The organism is Leucobacter viscericola (assembly GCF_011299575.1).
GTDB lineage: Bacteria > Actinomycetota > Actinomycetes > Actinomycetales > Microbacteriaceae > Leucobacter > Leucobacter viscericola.
Window position 1 is genome coordinate 1,783,569 of the sequence record NZ_CP049863.1, and the last position, 15,904, is coordinate 1,799,472.

Below are 15,904 nucleotides of genomic sequence, written 5' to 3' on the forward strand. Positions count from 1 at the left end.
GACCATAGCCCGCGGGCGGAGCGGGCGGAGCGAGCGAGCGAACGAACGCGGCAGGGGCTAAGCCGCCTCGATGGCCCCAATCGCTTCGGGGTCAGCTCCATCCAAGAACTCCGTCAGGCGGTCAACCTCCGCCTGCTCGCCAATGGTCGCGGCGGCGCGGCGCAGCGCGTAAAGCGCGCGTAATACTCCGCGGTTGGGCTCGTGCGACCAGGGGACCGGTCCCGCACCGCGCCAGCCCGACTTGCGCAGCCTGTCGAGGCCACGGTGATACCCCACACGCGCAAACGCGTACGCCTCGATCTCACGACCCGCGGCATCAGCCTCGTCAGCCAGAACTGCCCAGGCGAGGGGCGACTCCGGGTGATCCCGAACCACCTGCTCCGCCGGCTGCCCAGAAGCGAGGGCCGCCTCTACCTCGGGCTCAGCTGCGAGCAGGGTGGGTTCTGGTCCAAGAAGATTCGTGCCGATCATGCGGCCAGTCTACGTTGCGGGGACCATCCACGAACCCTACGCCGCGATCTGCAGCGAGAGCAGGATCCGCTTCAGTGTCTTGTACTCATCGCTCTGAACATAGGCCTTCGCCTCGTCAATCGAGGCGAACAGGTGGGGCGGATAGTCAGCACTCACCTGCGCCGCGTCCGCAAACACAATCGGACCCGCAGCCGGGTGCAGCAGGTTGTAGAAGTAGCAGGACTCGGGTGCGACCTGGTCATTGAGCGCCAAGCTACTGACGATGCCCTTATCGGTCTGCATCGCGCGATACACAAATCGTGGCGCGACAAGTTGACCGGCGGCAGCGGCCTGCGGCGTGTAACCCGGGATCGATACCGACTCCGCGTCAAGCTCCTGGACCGCAACAGGGGCCGCATCACCGCACCTACCGCCCAGGCCAGACGCCTGAGCCGAGAACACCAGCTGCTGCTTGCCCGCCGCGTCGTTCACCAGGAACTGCAGCATTCCCTGATTGCCGTAGGGCGAGGGCTGCTCCACCACTGACCAACCGGGCGGTGTCTCAAACGAGTAGGGCATGCGCGCGTCAGTGAAGCGCTGCCACGGCTCGGGCGTTGGGGTTGGCGTCGGGCTCGGCGTCACCGTAGGGGTGGGCGTCGGCGAAGCCGTGGGTTTCACCGTGGTTGTGGGTTTGGCTGAGGGTGCGGGATCCGGCTGCGCCGCACACCCGACCGCCCCCGCCAGCAGGCCCACAATCACCAGTCCAGCAGCAACGACTTTACGCACCCCGAGCCCCCTCACCACATCGCCCAGGTGGGCGAACTACCGGTAGTTCACAAACTGCAGGGCAACATCGATGTCGGCACCCTTGAGCAGCGCCATCGTCGCCTGCAGATCGTCACGACTCTTGGAGCTGACGCGCAGCTCATCGCCCTGAATCTGGCTCTTGACCGACTTTGGGCCCTCATCACGAATCAGCTTGTTCAGCTTCTTCGCGGTCGCCTGGTCGATGCCCTCCTTGAGCTTCGACTCGATGCGGTATTCCTTGCCGCTCGGGTAGGGCTCGCCCGTGTCGAGCACCTTGATCGACATGCCTCGCTTGATGAACTTCGACTGCAGCACGTCGAGCACCGCGTTCGCGCGCTCCTCGGTGTTCGCCTTGATCATGATCGTCTCGCCACTCAGCGACACGTCGGCACCAACACCCTTGAAGTCGTAGCGCTGCTCGACCTCTTTGCGTGCCTGGTTAATTGCGTTTTCGACCTCCATTGAGTCGACCTTGCTCACTACGTCAAATGAAGAATCAGCCATGCCCTCCACCATACCCGCACTGCCCGCGGAGCGCCGCAGCTCGCCAGAGCAAACGGCGATCCTGAATCAATCAATGCAACATTACGCAATGTGTCACATAACCACAGCGAATAGTTTGCTATGCTCTTCGACGGCCCGGGTGTTCTGTGCACGTTCCGCAGTTCTAGCCCGAATATGAAACTCACCACACTCGAAAGGATCACCGTGTCAACAACACCAGCGGTGCAGAACAACGCCGCAACAGCGCCGCGGAAGCGTCGCCTTCCAAAGTGGATGACCTCGTTTGGCTGGCAGATCCTCGCCGCCCTGGTTCTTGGTCTTGCACTCGGTGCGATCGCACTCGCCATCGGACCCGACGCAGAAGACAACCCCAACGGCCTCCAGGCCACCCTCGACACCATCGGCAGCAGCTACGTTGCGCTGCTGCGCGCCGCGGTTGTGCCGCTGATCTTCACCGCGATCGTGTCGAGCATCGTGGGGCTGCGCAAGGTCACCAACGCTGCCCGCCTCGCAGGCCAGACACTGCTGTGGTTCGGGATCACCGCGCTCATCGCCGTGAGCATTGGTATCGCGCTCGGCGTTACGCTGCAGCCGGGAGCCTCGGCCGCCGGTGACTCCGCACTGAAGCCCGCCGACCCCTACGCGGTTGGCACCTGGTGGAACTTCTTGATCGGGCTTGTTCCCACAAACTTCCTCGGCCTCAACGTGAGCGCTTCGTTTGATGCTGATGCAGGATCTGTCACCGCCAACCCGAGTTTTAACGTGCTGCAGGTCATCGTGATCTCGGTCGCGATCGGCATCGCCGCTCTCAAGCTGGGCGAAAAGGCTGAGCCGTTCATCCGCCTGACCGAGTCTGCCCTCGCGATCATCCAGAAGGTGCTGTGGTGGATCATTCGTATCGCACCACTCGGCACACTCGGTCTGATCGGTAACGCGGTCGCAGAGTACGGCTGGAACAAGATGGGATCGCTCACCTGGTTCGTCGCGGTGCTGTACATCGGCCTCGCACTGGTGCTGTTTGTGGTGTACCCGCTGCTCATCACGGCAAACGGACTCTCGGCCCGCCAGTACTTCTCGGGCGTGTGGCCCGCGGTGCAGCTCGGATTTGTGAGCCGCTCGTCCATCGGCACCCTGCCGCTCACCGAGCGCGTGACCGAGCGCAACCTCGGCGTGCCCCGCAGCTACGCCTCGTTTGCCGTGCCGCTCGGTGCGACCACCAAGATGGACGGTTGCGCCGCGGTCTACCCCGCAGTCGCAGCGATCTTCATCGCGCAGTTCTTCGGGATCGAGCTGACGCTCGTGCAGTACCTGCTCATCGCGCTCGTCTCGGTGGTCGGATCGGCCGCGACCGCTGGCACGACCGGCGCGACCGTGATGCTCACGCTGACGCTCTCCACACTCGGGCTGCCGCTTGAGGGTGTGGGTCTGCTGCTCGCCGTTGATCCGATCATCGACATGGGCCGCACCGCGGTCAACGTCGCCGGCCAGGCACTCGTGCCGACCATCGTGGCAAAACGCGAGGGAATCTTGGTGCTGGATCGCTACAACGCACCCCGCAAGGGACTCGCGTTCGACAACAGTGACGACGCCGATGCGCCCGAGTCGACGGAATCGAACGATTCGGTTGATTCGGTTGATTCGGCCGATGAGTCCCGCGATCCTGAGCTAGCCGCGAAGGCGTAGCGCTCTAGTCATAGAGCGCGGCGGGGTCTTGCACCGGCCACCCCGCTGAGAGATGGCACTTCTGAAAGATGGATTCGGTTGAATCCGTCCCACTGAGGTGCCATCTCTTTGCGTATTAACGAAGCGGTGTGAACTTACCCCCGGCGCACGCGACGGCGAACCAACGCGGCAGAAGCCACCAGAGCCGTTCCTGCACCCAGGGACAACGTTACGAGTCGCAGTTCATCGCTCGAGTCGAATCCCGTGGTAGCCAGCTGAGGCACGGATCGGCTAGCCGTGGCGGTTGCCGCGGGAACGGAAAGCGTTGCCCGCTCAGAGGGCATTTCTGAGGAAGGAAGCCCCGGTGCAGGCTTTGCCGGGACGGGCTCTCCCGGGACGCCCCCACCCGGACCCACTGGCGCAACCGGCTTCTCGTCATTTCCCACGCCGTACCACGGGTCCTCATCCGTAATCTCTCCGAGCTTGGAGTTAGACCAGATCGAGATGTGTGCCATATCCGAGTGCCGCTCTCCCGCAGCGAGCGCCGGTATGAGTCCTGTGCAGGTAAAAGAATCACCCGGCTTCATTGTGATGCCGGACAGGGTTCCTGTGGCGGGACCGCCGAGGGCGGAGAAGTCGCAAGAAAGATCTGTCATCGCTGCACCCTCAAGGGTGGTGTCGGTAACAGTGGGGTCCATCAGGGTCTCGTTTCCGGTATTCGTCACCGTCAACGTGATAGGGGTCGTGGATCCGGCCGGAACCAACTTTCCAGGCGCCTCGTCAAAGTCCCCGCCACTTGGCCCATCGACAGTAGACCATTTTTCGATATCAATCGCCGGCTTTGCCTCGACTTTGCCCCACCACCAGTCGGCACCCCACTTGGTATAGGGAGCGGTACCATCCGTGGGCCGAATCTCACCCGTCATCTTGTAGTCCGAGTAGATGGTCCCAGCGTCCGCGCGACCGGGCGCGGTGGCAAGACAGTAGACAACACCGCCGTGCGGGATCGAGCCGCCGGGCCACGAGGCCACACCGGTCGGACCGCCGAACGGAGAGAAGTCACACCGCAGATCCTGACCGCCAGATGGATCACCATCAGTGGTCATGGTCGGAGACCACAGCGGCGCGTAGGTGAAGTTCTCAACCCGGATCCGCATCTGGTATTCCGTTTTGACCGCAATCGGCTCGGGATTGCTGCGGTCGTGCCAAGTCCACTCACCGTCATGGCGTGTTGTGACGTTAATGTGAGGCCCGCCTTCACCCGCCGGGATGGTGGGCCAACCAGCTGCGTAGTTATCATCGGCGGCGTACGCCGCGGTAGCGGAGCCAAGACCTCCAACGAGTATGACGGGCAAAGCCAGTAGGAGCGCAGCACAAATATTGCGCGCGGCAAAGTGACGCTTCAAGATGTTTCCCTAGAGATTAGAACGGACCCCCCAGCCCGTAATTTTCCCCCCAATTTCCAGAACTTCCAATTTTACAGGCCTTAGCTCCACCTGGCTGTGAATCTCGGGAATGATACCTGTGCTTCCACGAGCGGCGTACGCTGTTATGCACAGACAGCAACTGCAGGGAGCCACACGATGAAATACATGCTGATTATGCGGGCCACTGACGAGGCACTTGCGGCCTCAAAAGAGATCCCGTTTGAAGAGATGATCGCCACGATGGGGCGCTACAACGAGGAACTCGTGAACGCCGGGGTGATGGCTGGCGGCGATGGACTCACCGAGCCCGAAGAGGGGTTCGTTGTAGATTTTGCGGCGGATCCGCCGAGCGTCACCGAGGGAGCCTACGGCGCGACCGAGTCGCTGTTCAACGGGTTCTGGATTCTCGAGGTTGCCTCGCGCGAGGAGGCCATGGAGTGGGCGAAGAAGTGCCCGCTTGGCCCAGGTTCAAAGCTTGAGGTGCGGTGCATCCACGGCGTTGAGGATTTTCCGCAGGACAACGAGTGGGTGCAGAAGGAAAAGGAGTGGATGGAGCAGGCTGAGAAGGGGTAACGCAGCCCCGCTCAGCAGGCCAGCCGGTACACATGCGTCAGCCGGTCAGGATCCCGCGATCCTGACCGGCTGTTGTGCGTGCACCGGCTGACGGGTTGCCGCGGCGGCAGCTACCTCACCGAAGCGCGGCGCATCGCCAGCCAGGTCACGGCCAGCGCAACCACGATCACAATCACCGCGGTAATGGCCACACCGAGGCCCGTGATTCCGGTGAAGATCGTGCCAAGGTTCGGGGCGAGGATCAGGATCGTAATGGCGAGCAAAAGCCCGAGTCCAATCGCAACCACCGCGGGACCCTTAGCGCCAAACCGTACCCAGATGGCACCAAAGAAGCCACCAATGGTGAGGCAGAACATCACTCCGAGGAACGCCGTGGCCGCCAAAATGAGCGGGTTACCCGCGCCGAGCGCGTTCACGTCGAGAACGTAAACCGACATGAACCAGTGGTTGGTCGCCAGCTCAAGACCGAGCAGGATCAAGAGCACCACCGTAATGTAGGCGGCCTGCAGCGCGTTCGCGATCATCGTTCCCAGGATGAAATTACGACGCGTGGTGCCGAGAGCGAGACCAAACGGATAGGTCGTCGCCACGGCCTGCACCCCGTAGTAGATGAGGAAGCCGGGCAGCGACCACACGATCCCACTGTTGTAGCGGGCGCCCTCAATGTAAGAGGCCATGTCAGTGCTCGCGCCACTGCGCTGAATCGCCAGCGCGATAATGACACTCACCACCATAACCAGGCCAACAATGCTGAGCGGTGCGACAACAAACGTGCTGAGTTTATTGAGGTGCAGTCGCGTCACCTTCAGTGTGCGGTTCATGCTGCGCTCCGTTCAGTGCGCGACGCTCCTCGCGCCGCTGTTTCCGTTGTGTCGTTTTCCGTCGCGGTGTCGCCGACCCCGTAGGCAGCTACGAGATCCTGCAGCGACACCGCAGAGATTTCAAGACCGGCGGCCTCAGCCGCGCTGCGATCCTCAGCCGTTGGCGCCTCACCAACAACGGCGGTCGCAAGGCCACCGATGCTGCGCTGCGAGAGCACCTTGCGTCCCTTGACGAAACTCTCAAGCGCAGCTGACCTGCCGGCGACCTGGAAGGCGCTGCCTCGAAGCGCATCAACCTCTTCGTGGTGCACCACACGGCCCTGTTCGAGCACAATCACTCGCTCAAGCAGCCTGTCCATCTCATCAATGAGGTGTGTCGAGAGGATGATCGTGCGCGGGTGCTCGGCATAATCGCGGAGCAGCTCGTCGTAGAAGATGCCTCGTGCGGTGGCGTCTAGCCCAAGGTACGGCTCGTCGAAGAAGGTGATCGGCGAGCGCGAGGCGAGCCCCAGCACAATACCGAGGGCCGACAGCTGACCGCGCGAGAACTTCTTTACGACGGATTTGCTCGGGATCCGAAACGCCTCGATAAGCCGATCCGCTGTGGCCTGATCCCAGTTCGGGTAGAAGATGGCCGCTGCTCGCACCGCGTGCTTCAGTTTGTAGTCGTCGGGATAGCGCTGGTTGTCGCGCACAAAGCACATCTGTTCGATAATGTCGGCGTGCTCGAACGGCTCCCGGCCGTCTACCCGAACGGTGCCAGCACTCGGCTGATCCTGAGCCGTCACAAGCGACATGAAGGTGGTCTTTCCCGCACCGTTGCGGCCGAGGAGCCCAGTAATGGTGTTGGCGTGAACCTGAAGTGTGACGTCTTCGAGCGCCGTCGCGCCGCCAAATCGGCGAGTGAGACCACGAGTCTCGATGGCAATCTGGGTGGTCATTGTTCCGTTTCTTTCTCAATAAGCCGGATGATGTCTGTTGCGGTGAGCCCGAGCACTCGGGCCTCTGCGAGCAGTGGTTTCACGTAGCTTTCGGTGAGGCCCTGCTGCCGCTCGGCGGTGATGCGCTGTTTCGCTCCGTCTGAAACAAACATGCCGATGCCGCGTTTTTTGTAGAGGATTTCCTCGTCAACCAGAAGATTCAGAGCCTTGCCCGCCGTCGCGGGGTTGATGCGCATGTACGCGGCGAGCTCGTTGGTCGAGGGGACCTGCTCCCCCTCCGCGTACCTGCCTCGCAAGATATCGCTTGCGAGTTGCTCTGCGAGTTGGAGGAAGATCGGGCGTGTGTCGTCGAACACTCCCCACCTCGCTTTCGATTGTTTGTTCACGTGCCGAAGTTCCTTGGTTAGTTACTTCACTAATGAACCTAGACACCTCGCGGGCTCGTGTCAAGTCCCGCGAGCAGAATTGGGGTCAGTTTCAGGTACCAAGACGTCGTTTAGTACCTGAAACTGACCCCAATTTGGCGGGGTGGGAGGGGAGAGGGAGAGGGTGTTGGGGCGGGCTCAGCGCAGGATCCCGAGCTCCATCGCTCGGGTCACGGCGCGGGTGCGGTCGCTCACCTTGAGCTTTTCAAAGACGTGGATCAGGTGCGTTTTAACCGTCGACTCGCCAATGTACAGGCGCTCGGCTATCGCCGGGTTGCTGAGGCCCTCTGCGACCAGGGTGAGGATCTCGTGCTCACGCGGGGTGAGTTCTGGCGGGGCGGCGTCGCGAGGAGCTGCGACCCGCGCGACCAACTGCGCCGCGATCGACGGCGCCAGCACGGTCTGCCCCGCCGCGACAGCGCGCACTCCCGCCGCGAGCTCTTCTGCGGGGGCGGCCTTCACCAGGTAGCCGCTCGCGCCCGCCTCGATGGCGGCAAGAATCTGGTCGTCATCTTCGTAGGTGGTGAACACGAGCACTCGCGGCCCACCGGATCGGGCGATGCTGCCGGTCGCCGCGACTCCGCCCATGCCCGGCATACGAAGGTCCATCAGCACCACGTCGGGGTCGAGTTCGGCGGCCAGCCCAACCGCTTCTTCGCCCGAGGACGCCTCGCCGATCACCTCGAAGTCGGGCTCGGTATCGAGCAGACCCACGATCCCTGATCTCACGATGGGGTGATCATCAACAACCAGCACACGAATCACTGTGATCCCCCTCCATCTGCGACCCCGCTACCCGCGGCAACCCCTGCAAACGGGAGTCGAACCTCAAGCACGGCACCACCGCGTTCACTCGCGCCGAAGCTCACCTCGCCGCCGGCAGCCCTGAGGCGATCGCCCAGCCCAGTGAGACCAAACCCCGAGGCTTCCGTCGCGGCGCCGCCGGGCCCGAGGCCGTCGTCTTCGACCCGCAACACAGCGACGCACGGGAGGTCTGCGCGAGAGCCGCCTTCGGCTGCAGGCGCATCGAAGTTGCGCGATGCTGCCTCGGCGCCATGATCGGAGCTGAGGGTCACACGAACCGACGACGCACGGGCGTGTTTGCGCGCGTTGGCGAGCCCCTCCTGCACAGCGCGCAGCAGGACCACCTGCTGCTCGCGATCTAGAGCCAGCGGCTCAATTGAGCAGCTCACCTTCAGTCCGGTATCGGCGCGCAGGCGGGCAACCACTCGCTCAATCGCAGCCTCGAGGCCACCGTCACCGAGCGGCTGCGTCGTCGCGACGAGGGCCCGTGCTTCGGTCAGCGATTCAAGCGCGGCGGAGTGCACACGGCTCAGCCGATCCTGAACCAACTCAGTGTTACCTGCGGCGAGCGCGCGTTCAGCCTGTTCGCTCAGCATGACCAGCCCGGTGAGGGTCTGAGTGAGGGTGTCGTGCAACTCACGCGAGAGCCGCTCGCGCTCAGCGGAGACACCCGCCTCTTTCGACAGGACCGCAACCTCGTGCTGGGTGGCCTGCAGCTTCTCGGCCAGTTGACGCTGTTCTTCTCCGCGATCGTAAATTCGGGTGATCCACGTGCCCATGGCCACCGAAAACACAAACGATATGGCCCCGATTGCGCCCGCTATCCAGAGAGCGTTTGGCACTTCCCTCTGCAGAAACGAAATCGCTGATCCGACTGCCACCAGTGCAGAAAGCACAATTGAAGCAAGAAAGGCCTGCCAGTATTCATCAAGAATCGACCAGACCATTGGATATGCCAGGAACTGCAAACTCGCGAAGCTCGAGTTGATGGCCGTTGCTGCTCCAAGTAACAAGATCCAGAGTGAAAGGAACACAATGTCCCGAGGCAACGGTGGCGCAAAATGCTGAAGAGTTGTGCGGCGCAGAGCTGCTCGACCAAGCGCAACATAAAGCAGCGCAAACCCAAGAAGCATGACTATCGAGAGTGTTGGCAGACTTACTCCGCCGATAGAACCGGTGTTGCCCCAGTCGATCGCCCCAATCGCCCCGGGCATAGACATTGCTAGGAGCCCCACGACCACACCAAGATCCCACCAGCGAGTGGGCCAGCGGCGACCGTTGCCGCCGCTAGCCTCACCCCTGGTCGGGTCGTGCACCGTGTTGCTCATGGCTCAAGCCTTCCACATACCTCGGACACTGACGCGACTGCTGCCGAAAGGCCTACGACCGCCGCTGCCACCGGAACGTCAGCAGGCTCACCACGAGCCCGATCACGAGCCAGATGCCAAGGTTCAGCGCGACCAGGCCAAGATCCCACGAACCGCCGATCTCTTGCGACGCGAAGTGATCCGGCAAGAACACCGAGCGCATGCCCTGCGCGAGCCACTTCAGCGGGAAGATGCCTGCAACGTTCTGCAGCCACTCGGGCAGCATCGAGAACTGCAGGTAGACACCCGATACGAACTGCAAGATCAAGACGATCGGAATCACCACGGCGGTCGCGCTTCGAGAAGAACGGGGCAGCGCCGAGAGCGCGATCCCGAGCAGCGTCATGGTGACGATGCCGAGCACAAAGATCCAGCTGAAGCGCAGCCACAGTGCGGGGTCAGTGGGCAGCTCCACCCCGAGCGCAAAGTGCGCAAAGGCCAGCAGTAGCGCGAGCTGCAGCAGCGACGTCACCAGGATCTGCCCAGCCTTGCCAAGAAAGTAGCTGACGGGCGACAGTGGCGTTCCGCCGAGTCTGCGCAGCCAGCCCTCGCTCTTCTCGCGCGCAATATCTATCGCGAGGTTCTGCAGGCCCGAGAGCAGGATGCCCGCCGCGACCATACCCGGCAGATAGTAGGCAGCCATGCTGATGCCACCCGTGCCATCGGGCTGCGTGCCAATGTCGCCCTGCGACTCGAAGGCGACGCCGAAGATGCCGAGCATCATGATGGGGAACAGAAACGTGAAGAACACCGTGTCGGAGGTACGAAAGTAACCGCGCAGTTCCATGTGGGCGGCCGAAAGCGCGCAGCGCAGGATCCCGGGCGCCTTGGGCGCTATAGCCGTGCTGACCGGGGCGATGGTGGTCATGCTGTTACTCCTTCGTGCGCCGCGTCTTTCGCGATGAGGCCGAGGTAAATGTCTTCGAGCACGGGGCGCTGAACCTCGAGCTCGCGGGGCTCCACGCCACCTCCCGCTGCAACCAGTTCAGTGACCAGGCGGGCGGGTTCGGTGGTGCGCTGCTCGCGCCTCTTCCCCGCCTCGTCGCTCCAGCTCACGATCGGAGTTCGCGCTTCAGCACCACCCAGTTCTCCCGGGGGAGCTTCCGCGACGATCCTGCCGCCCGTGAGCACCCCGACCCGATTGGCCAGTTGCGCAGCCTCGTCGAGGTAGTGGGTGGTGAGCAGGATCGCGGTGCCATCACTGGCGAGGCCGCGCAGCATGCCCCAAAACTGGTGCCGGGCTTCGGGATCAAAGCCGGTCGTCGGCTCATCGAGGAAGAGCATTTCGGGCCGCCCGACGATCCCGAGCGCCACATCGAGTCGCCGCTGCTGACCACCCGACATCTTGTTCGCGCGAATGCCCGCCTGCTCAGTGAGACCGACTAGCTCGAGCACCTCGTCGACGCCGCGCGGGTTTGGATAGATCGTTGCGAAGTGGCGCAGCAGTTCGCGCGGGGTGTTGGGGCCAAAGTCCCCGGTGCCCTGCGACACAAAACCAAGTCGAGACTTCCAGGCACGAGGAGCGCTCAGCGGATCCTCACCCAGCACCGTCACCTCGCCCGAATCACGGCGGCGCAGCCCCTCGAGAATCTCGATTGAAGTGCTCTTGCCTGCCCCGTTCGGCCCGAGCAGCGCATAGGTCTCGCCCGCAGCGATGTCGAGGTCGATGCCGCGAAGCACCTCGCGCCCGTTGTAGTGCTTGGTGAGCCCGCGCACCCGCACGACGGCACCTGAGTCAGTTGTTCTTGTCATACCTACAAGGATCGCGCGCTACGTGTCGCGGCGACAGCCCCCGGTGGAGGGATCTTCGCATCCACCGATCGGTGGATGCGGTGTTTTTGTGCCGTCAGCCGCATCCCGCATCCCGCATCCCGCACTCCGCCCTCCGCAATCCGCCCTCCGCCCTCCGCCCTCCGCACTCCGCACTCCGCCACGCCAGCCGGTACTCACCCGTCAGCCGGATGGAAGTCCACCTTTCCATCCGGCTGACATGCCAACACCGGCCGACATGCGGGGCTGGGGGCTGGGGCTGGGGCTGGGGCCGGGGCTGGGGCTGGGGCTGGGGCTGGGGCCGGGGTACAGCCCCGCCACCGACTACCGCACCCGCCTGCGCGTGCGCATTGCAATGACCCCGAGCATCACCATTGCAAGCCCACCCATAGTCAGCAGCAGTGGCGTCCCCGCGCCAGTCACCGCGAGGGTGCTCGATAAGGCCACGGTGTCTGCCTGCGCCGTCTTTACGGTTGCCTCACTCGCAGCTGGCGCGATCGGATCCAGAAGCGGTGGCGGTGTGGCATGCCCCGTGGCCCGGTTCAGCACCTTGCCGTTGGCAACATCTTTTGCCGTCACTCTGTAGCCCTTCTCAGAGCGACAGGTCACGCTAGCCCCCGGCGCCAGTTCTGTGGCCGGGCAGATGACAGCGATGCCCGCCTTTTCGAGCAGCGGATCCTTCACCGAAACCCCGGTCAACCTGGCCGACCCCACGTTCGTAAGCTTGAACGAATAGTCGATGGTGTCGTCAAGTTTCACCTTCTTTGCATTGCCACTCGGGTGAGCTGTCTTCACCATATCGAGCGCAGCATTCAGTGGGTTGAGGGACACCGTAACCTCGGCCGACTCGGAGGTCGGGTTCGCTGGGCTTCCCGGAGTGCCCGCCGGCACCTGCCCGGTCGCCGTTGCGACGTTACGAATCTTGCCCAACTGCACGTCAGCGTCGGTGATCGTGTAATCCCCCGACTCGCACACGGTAGATGCCCCGGCGGCCAGCGGTGCGGTGTCGCACGTGACATCTACGCCCAGGCCGTCAAGAAGCTCGTCCGTGATAGCCACATCGTTCAACGTGGTGTTGCCAGAGTTGAGCACCTTGAACGTCCACTTGATCACGTCACCAGCATCATTGATGCCGTTCGTGTTGGCGTCATTCACCACGACGTAGTTCTTCTCCAGCTCGATTCCCGGAACCGGAGTCGCTTCGATTGGTGCCGTGACCTCGGCGAAGGCAGAGGTCGGGTTTGCTGGGTTTCCGGGGGTACCAGCCGGCACCTGACCGGTCGCCGACGCCACGTTATGGATTGCTCCGGCCTTCACATCGGCACCGGTGAGGGTGTACTCCTCAGAATCGCACGTTACGGACGATCCTGCAGCCAACGGAGCAGGATCACAACTCACACCGACACCCATCTCGGCGAGTAGATCGTCGATGACCCCCACACCGTTCAACGTGACGTTGCCCGAGTTGGTGACCTCGAAGGTCCACTTGATCACGTCCCCCGGATCGTTGATGCCGTTGTTGTTGGCGTCATCGACCACAACGTAGTTCTTCACCAGGGTCAGCCCGGGAACAGGGGTCGCCTGCACCGGGATGGCCACCTCCGAAGACCCCGAGATCGGGTTCGCCGGGTTTCCGGGGGTGCCAGCTGGCACCTGCCCGGTCGCGGTCGCCACATTGAGGATCTCGCCAGCCAGCACATCGGCCGCGGTGATCGTGTAGTCGCCCGATTCGCAGATCGTTGCGGCCCCCGCCACCAGCGAGGTTGCGGCGCAAGTCACGGGGATCCCGAGCTCATCCAGCAGGTCATCGCCGATGGTGACGTCGTTCAGGCTCGTGTTGCCCGTGTTGGTCACCTCAAACGTCCACTTCACCACATCACCGGGATCGATGATCCCATTGCCGTTGGTGTCGTCAACCACCACGTAGTCCTTTACCAGCTCAAGCGCCGGCGCAGGGGTGGCCTCCACGGGAATCGTCACCGCCGACGATGCGGAAACCGGGTTCGCCGGGTTTCCAGGGGTGCCAGCTGGCACCTGCCCGGTCGCGGTCGCCACGTTGTAGATCTCGCCCGCCAGCACATCGGCCGCGGTGATCGTGTATTCGCCAGACTCGCACGTCATTGAGCCACCAGCCGCCAGGGGCCCGGCAGCGCAACTCGTCGACAATCCCAGACTGTCGAGCAGGTCATCTGTGATCGAGATAGTGTTCAGGGGCGTGTTGCCCGTGTTGGTCACATCAAACGTCCACTTCACCACATCACCGGGGTCGTTGATCCCGTTGGCATTTGCGTCGCTCACCACAACAAAGTTCTTCACCATCGCGAGCCCCGGCACGGGAGTCGCTTCGATCGACGTGGTAGCCTCGGCCGGCACTGAGGTCGGGTTCGCCGGGCTCCCCGGGGTACCATCAGGCACCTGCCCTGTCGCTGTCGCCACGTTTCGAATCTGGCCGGTCAGCACATCAGCCGCCGTGATTGTGTAGTGACCCGACCCGCACGTCACCGTTGCACCAGCCGCCAGCGGTGTGGCCGCGCAGCTCACCGCGATCCCGAGTCCCTCTAGCAGCTCGTCGGTAATTGCGATGTTGTTCAAACTTATGTTGCCCGAGTTGGTCACATCAAACGTCCATTTAATCACGTCGCCGGCGTCGTTGATTCCGTTGCCGTTTGTGTCGTTCACCACGACGTAGTTCTTCACCAGTTCAAGGCCGGGAACCACGACCTCGAACGTGGCGGTCGACTCGTTCGAGAGGACATAGGGATCGCTCATCGTCGCAGGCACGGCCCGCGCTGTTGCGGTGTTGCGGATCGGGCTCGAAGCCATGTCTGCCCTGGTTACCGTATAGTTCGCCGTGCAGCGGGCAGAGGCTCCGGGAAGCAGCGGCGTGCTGGGGCAGATCGCTGCCGAAACCTTACCGCTTCCGGTGAACGGTCCCTGCACGATCGAGAGGTTAGTGAGCGTCTCGTCACCGGTGTTAGTGACGTCAAACGCGTAGCTTTCCGTTTGCCCCACGGCCGTCGCCACCGGCGGGGTCACCGATTGCTGCAGGGTTAGGGTCGCGATGCGCGAGGTGATCGCAGCGCTGCATCGAATCTCATCGGACGCCTTGACGGTGGTCGTTACCGACCGCCCATCCGGTGCCGTCGTAACGCTCACCGTCTCGCTTGGTTTTGCAGCGTTGTTACAGGCCCAGGCGACTCTGTAGTCACTCCAGGTGGAGGGCGATCCGGCATCCATATCAACTCGGAACGTGATTGAGGATCCGCTGTTGTCAGTGAGCACGGGCTGTGCCCCCGTCTGAGCGGTGTTGGTGCTGCCGGTAGCTTTCTGGCCGTACGAGATGTTTGCAGAAGAGGCGCTCACTGAGAACGAGTCGGTGGGCGCGTGCCTGCTGGCTACGGTGGCCTGAGCGTCAACCGAAGAGACCATTACCGCGAACGCAACGGCCTGTCGCGAAGTCGTGCTGCTCGTCTTGAAGGTTGAAGAGATTTCACCGGGGCTGTCGGCGTAGACCAGCATCGCACCGGGCCTGTTGGTGGCAGTGCTCGGTGAGTCGCAGGTAATCGTTTTGGTGCCGATCCCCGTCAGATCGCATGCCTGGGACCACCCGGCTGGAATCGCCTCGGCGAGCAGTTTCAGGTTTGAAGAGGAAGCCCAGACGAACCCCTCTCCCTGTTCGGTTGTCTCAGCATCGGCCATCACAAACGAATAGTTGCTCGTAATCGGCACCCCGTTTCGAGTCGCCGAGATGTTCGAGAGACTGACCTTTGTGACTGCGCCCGTTGCGGATCCGAGCGCGGTGTACAACGCCGGTTTGCCCGGCACATTTCGGTAGTATCCGTTGCCGAGCACCGCGGTCGAATAGGTCGGCAGGGCGTCTGCCGCTATCGGGCGAAGCCCGTCTTCTCCAGCGGACACCTTTACGGTAAAGCTCAGTGCCGTTCCACTGCCAAGATCAATGGTCAAGCGCTGCCCGGCAGCGGATTCAGCGAGAGTCGGATTGAAACCGCTCATGTCGATCCAGCACAGCACACTGGCGTGCGGCCCACCGGTCCCGTAGCCGCACCCCTGCGGCGCCGCGGTTGCAAGAGTCGGCGCCTTCACAATGAGGCCAGCCGCAAGTAAGGCAACAGCTCCAGCAGCAAGCGCCACCCGGAGCACCGAGCGAATCCGGCCACGGATTCGAGAGGGTTCTTTTCGACCTGAATGATTGAGCGCTTTTCTCATCGGGTACATGTACAGGCGGTCCTTTCTTGCGACAGCAAAAAGCCCCCATGAAGCCCAGCTCTCGCCATTGAGCTCAGCTGAGCGCTGAGTGCATCCGATCGATATACGCCTCGCGTACTCGGGTGT

At 62.8% G+C, this 15,904-nt stretch carries 14 protein-coding genes; 2 read left to right on the forward strand and 12 right to left on the reverse strand.

Annotated elements, in window-relative coordinates:
• Window positions 1-57: 57 nt before the first annotated feature.
• From G7068_RS08015 to G7068_RS08025, 3 genes are read right to left on the reverse strand one after another with little or no spacing between them, the layout of a single operon-like run.
• Window positions 58-471 (reverse strand): DUF3151 domain-containing protein, encoded by a 414-nt coding sequence (locus G7068_RS08015; RefSeq protein ID WP_166290933.1) that lies wholly within the window; start codon window positions 469-471, stop codon window positions 58-60.
• A gap of 36 nt (window positions 472-507) precedes the next feature.
• Window positions 508-1,236, reverse strand: coding sequence for a hypothetical protein (locus G7068_RS08020; protein WP_166290935.1), 729 nt, complete (start codon window positions 1,234-1,236; stop codon window positions 508-510).
• A 36-nt stretch (window positions 1,237-1,272) separates the two neighbouring features.
• The gene (locus G7068_RS08025) at window positions 1,273-1,761 is read right to left on the reverse strand and encodes a YajQ family cyclic di-GMP-binding protein (RefSeq protein WP_166290938.1); all 489 of its coding nucleotides are present in this window, start codon (window positions 1,759-1,761) and stop codon (window positions 1,273-1,275) included.
• 273 nt (window positions 1,762-2,034) lie between these two features.
• Between G7068_RS08025 and G7068_RS08030 the strand changes: the two genes are divergently transcribed.
• Complete coding sequence (locus G7068_RS08030) at window positions 2,035-3,444, forward strand: dicarboxylate/amino acid:cation symporter (protein WP_166293069.1); 1,410 nt, start codon at window positions 2,035-2,037, stop codon at window positions 3,442-3,444.
• A gap of 134 nt (window positions 3,445-3,578) precedes the next feature.
• Here the strand turns inward: G7068_RS08030 and G7068_RS08035 are convergent, their stop codons facing one another.
• Window positions 3,579-4,829: a hypothetical protein gene (locus G7068_RS08035; protein ID WP_166290940.1), complete on the reverse strand. Its 1,251-nt coding sequence runs from the start codon at window positions 4,827-4,829 to the stop codon at window positions 3,579-3,581.
• Window positions 4,830-5,006: 177 nt separating this feature from the next.
• Between G7068_RS08035 and G7068_RS08040 the strand changes: the two genes are divergently transcribed.
• The gene (locus G7068_RS08040; RefSeq protein ID WP_166290942.1) at window positions 5,007-5,423 is read left to right on the forward strand and encodes a YciI family protein; all 417 of its coding nucleotides are present in this window, start codon (window positions 5,007-5,009) and stop codon (window positions 5,421-5,423) included.
• 110 nt (window positions 5,424-5,533) lie between these two features.
• Here the strand turns inward: G7068_RS08040 and G7068_RS08045 are convergent, their stop codons facing one another.
• The 8 genes from G7068_RS08045 to G7068_RS08080 all read right to left on the reverse strand — a co-directional run bounded on the left by G7068_RS08045 (window position 5,534) and on the right by G7068_RS08080 (window position 15,703).
• Window positions 5,534-6,244, reverse strand: coding sequence for a hypothetical protein (locus tag G7068_RS08045; protein WP_166290944.1), 711 nt, complete (start codon window positions 6,242-6,244; stop codon window positions 5,534-5,536).
• Window positions 6,241-7,185, reverse strand: coding sequence for an ABC transporter ATP-binding protein (locus tag G7068_RS08050; RefSeq protein WP_166290946.1), 945 nt, complete (start codon window positions 7,183-7,185; stop codon window positions 6,241-6,243). Before G7068_RS08050 ends, G7068_RS08045 begins: the two co-directional genes overlap by 4 nt.
• Entirely contained in the window at window positions 7,182-7,571 is a 390-nt protein-coding gene (locus tag G7068_RS08055; protein ID WP_244304789.1) for a GntR family transcriptional regulator, read from the reverse strand. Before G7068_RS08055 ends, G7068_RS08050 begins: the two co-directional genes overlap by 4 nt.
• A gap of 177 nt (window positions 7,572-7,748) precedes the next feature.
• Window positions 7,749-8,375: a response regulator gene (locus G7068_RS08060; protein ID WP_166290948.1), complete on the reverse strand. Its 627-nt coding sequence runs from the start codon at window positions 8,373-8,375 to the stop codon at window positions 7,749-7,751.
• Window positions 8,372-9,742, reverse strand: a complete 1,371-nt coding sequence (locus tag G7068_RS08065) for a sensor histidine kinase (RefSeq protein ID WP_166290950.1) — start codon at window positions 9,740-9,742, stop codon at window positions 8,372-8,374. Before G7068_RS08065 ends, G7068_RS08060 begins: the two co-directional genes overlap by 4 nt.
• Window positions 9,743-9,794: 52 nt before the next feature.
• A complete protein-coding gene (locus G7068_RS08070) occupies window positions 9,795-10,649 on the reverse strand; it encodes an ABC transporter permease (protein ID WP_166290952.1) in 855 nt (284 codons plus the stop codon).
• Window positions 10,646-11,533, reverse strand: coding sequence for an ABC transporter ATP-binding protein (locus tag G7068_RS08075; RefSeq protein ID WP_166290954.1), 888 nt, complete (start codon window positions 11,531-11,533; stop codon window positions 10,646-10,648). The genes G7068_RS08070 and G7068_RS08075 overlap by 4 nt, the downstream gene beginning before the upstream one ends.
• Before the next feature lie 342 nt (window positions 11,534-11,875).
• The gene (locus tag G7068_RS08080; protein ID WP_166290956.1) at window positions 11,876-15,703 is read right to left on the reverse strand and encodes a DUF7507 domain-containing protein; all 3,828 of its coding nucleotides are present in this window, start codon (window positions 15,701-15,703) and stop codon (window positions 11,876-11,878) included.
• Window positions 15,704-15,904 lie beyond the last annotated feature (201 nt).

Bases quoted from the DNA above. Each gene is read 5' to 3' on its own strand.
- G7068_RS08015 (WP_166290933.1), bottom strand. From the start codon at position 471: ATGATCGGCACGAATCTTCTTGGACCAGAACCCACCCTGCTCGCAGCT.
- G7068_RS08025 (WP_166290938.1), bottom strand. From the start codon at position 1,761: ATGGCTGATTCTTCATTTGACGTAGTGAGCAAGGTCGACTCAATGGAG.
- G7068_RS08030 (WP_166293069.1), top strand. From the start codon at position 2,035: ATGACCTCGTTTGGCTGGCAGATCCTCGCCGCCCTGGTTCTTGGTCTT.
- G7068_RS08040 (WP_166290942.1), top strand. From the start codon at position 5,007: ATGAAATACATGCTGATTATGCGGGCCACTGACGAGGCACTTGCGGCC.
- G7068_RS08045 (WP_166290944.1), bottom strand. From the start codon at position 6,244: ATGAACCGCACACTGAAGGTGACGCGACTGCACCTCAATAAACTCAGC.
- G7068_RS08050 (WP_166290946.1), bottom strand. From the start codon at position 7,185: ATGACCACCCAGATTGCCATCGAGACTCGTGGTCTCACTCGCCGATTT.
- G7068_RS08065 (WP_166290950.1), bottom strand. From the start codon at position 9,742: ATGAGCAACACGGTGCACGACCCGACCAGGGGTGAGGCTAGCGGCGGC.
- G7068_RS08070 (WP_166290952.1), bottom strand. From the start codon at position 10,649: ATGACCACCATCGCCCCGGTCAGCACGGCTATAGCGCCCAAGGCGCCC.
- G7068_RS08075 (WP_166290954.1), bottom strand. From the start codon at position 11,533: ATGACAAGAACAACTGACTCAGGTGCCGTCGTGCGGGTGCGCGGGCTC.